This window comes from Streptomyces sp. NPDC046465 (genome assembly GCF_040646035.1).
In the GTDB taxonomy this organism is placed as follows: Bacteria; Actinomycetota; Actinomycetes; order Streptomycetales; family Streptomycetaceae; genus Streptomyces.
Genome location: NZ_JBEYZK010000078.1, coordinates 1 through 2,102, shown reverse-complemented (window position 1 = coordinate 2,102; position 2,102 = coordinate 1). Strand labels below are relative to the sequence as shown.

The window sequence follows — 2,102 nt, the reverse complement described above, 5'->3', positions numbered from 1 at the left end:
GATACCTTCAAAATCTATTTTAATAATGATAATTTACGCTATTATCTTTATATCTATTTCGCTTATTATATCTAAGAATAGAAAACAAGATATTGCTTAATTTTATAAATAATGAGTTAATTAAGTTCAATAAAGTATACTTTATTGAACTATTTTTGGTTAGTGGTATAATAGGTATTGTAGGTGTTCAATAGACTTGTTCAAAAAAAGAGGTGGAAAATTGTTAGAAAATGAATATTTCGTGTTCACTGGAACACTCACCACAATGACGAGAAAACAGGCGCAAGCTATTATTTCAGGGCTAGAAGGTCATAATCAAAGTAGTGTCACGAAAAAAACCACACGGCTGGTGACAGGCTATTTCCCCATTGATTTAATCAAAGGCTATTCCCCTTCTCAAAAACTGACAGAAGCAGAACAAGCAATTGAATCCGGACAGCCTTTAATTATCATGAGCGAAAAAGAGTTTGTGGACTTTTTAGCACAATTTTTCCAATTACTCGCAAAAGGGCTATAAACAATCATAAAAGAAAGAGAGAAACTATAATGAAAAAAATAATCGCATTTAGTAGTATTGTTCTTCTAGCTATTTTTGGACTTGTAGCATGTGGTACGAACTCCCAAAAATTATCGAAAGAGAATATTGACCGTATTCATTTTACCATTACCAATGGGAGTAACTATCAATTTCAAGAAACGGATATGAATATCAAGGAAAAAGAAATGGTTTCATCAATTGTCGATTATCTTGATGAGTTGGATTTATCCAAAAAAAATGAGGTCAAAGATACTGGCGGTTTAGTCGGTGCTGATACGTATACACTAGATTTGAACCGTGGAACAAAATTTGTCAGAAGATACATGATTTATGGCGATTACATCACCATTGGTAAGGATAAAAGACAGCAAGTGATTTATAAAGTGAAACATGATAAACTATCTGATTTACTTAAAACGTTGGACGATTTGGCAGAAGCCAATAATGATAAAGAGGGGGAGTAGAAAATGGCAAAAATAGGTTATGCTCGTGTTTCAAGCAAAGAACAGAACCTAGACCGCCAGTTAGAAGCCTTACAGGACGTTTCTAAGGTGTTTTCAGATAAGGCAAGCGGACAATCTACTGAACGTCCTCAATTACAAGACATGCTGACTTATTTACGTGAGGGTGATATTGTCGTGGTGACAGAATTAGACCGCTTAGGACGAAATAACAAAGAATTAACCGAACTGATGAACCAAATTCAACAAAAAGGCGCAACGCTTGAAGTCTTAAACTTGCCATCCATGACAGGGATTGAAGACGATAATTTAAGGCGTTTAATCAATAACTTAATGATTGAATTGTACAAATACCAAGCAGAAAGTGAACGAAAGCGGATTAAAGAACGGCAAGCCCAAGGTATTGCCATTGCCAAACAACGGGGACGATTTAAAGGACGAAAAAAGAAATATTCTTTTGAAGATGAGGGATTGCAACATGCCTTTGACTTATACCAACAAGGATTAACAGAAAAAGAAATCGAGCGTAAAACTGGAATTAATCGAACGACTTTTCGACGTTATCGTCAAAAATATAACGTGATAAGAGAAGGCAGAACAGAATAAGCTGATATTAGCCCTCAGAAGGGCTTTTTCTTTTAACTATGATATTTATTACCAACTCACGTTTAAAATGTCTTAGAATACAAAATATGAGTTTCTAGGACTATTTAAAGCTTTTCATCTAAACAAAGTAGTCACGATCGTGAGGGAGTTTTTCTTAGTGGCAGAATGTATCACATCAAAAAGTAACGTGTACAAGCGGAGCGACAAGAGCAAACAGGGAGTTAAAAATCAGAACACCAATTCAATGGTTTTGACTTTTTCTTTTGACCTTGATTTTTAATTTTTGAAAAAAATAAAAAAAGGCGAAGCCTATTATATATTTATCATATATATTTTAATCTTTTGTTCTTTTGCGTGGTAAAAAAGTTAGTGTTAACGCCATTCATAGAAATTAAATAGTCAGAAAAAACTATGTATACAGTCAGAAAAAACTATGTATACAGTCAGAAAAAACTATGTATACAGTCAAAAACACATTGATTAACTGACTGTATTTT

At 33.6% G+C, this 2,102-nt stretch carries 3 protein-coding genes; all 3 read left to right on the top strand.

Annotated features, from left to right (window positions below; translation table 11 throughout):
* Positions 1-196 precede the first annotated feature (196 nt).
* Genes ABZ953_RS39260 through ABZ953_RS39250 form a run of 3 tightly spaced genes read left to right on the top strand, consistent with a single transcriptional unit; the run spans position 197 to position 1,605 of the window.
* A complete protein-coding gene (locus ABZ953_RS39260; protein WP_351502957.1) occupies positions 197-517 on the top strand; it encodes a BRCT domain-containing protein in 321 nt (106 codons plus the stop codon).
* Positions 518-546: 29 nt separating this feature from the next.
* Entirely contained in the window at positions 547-1,002 is a 456-nt protein-coding gene (locus ABZ953_RS39255; RefSeq protein WP_361734322.1) for a hypothetical protein, read from the top strand.
* A gap of 3 nt (positions 1,003-1,005) precedes the next feature.
* On the top strand, positions 1,006-1,605 hold the full coding sequence (locus tag ABZ953_RS39250; protein WP_356625589.1) for a recombinase family protein: 600 nt from the start codon (positions 1,006-1,008) through the stop codon (positions 1,603-1,605).
* Positions 1,606-2,102: the final 497 nt, after the last annotated feature.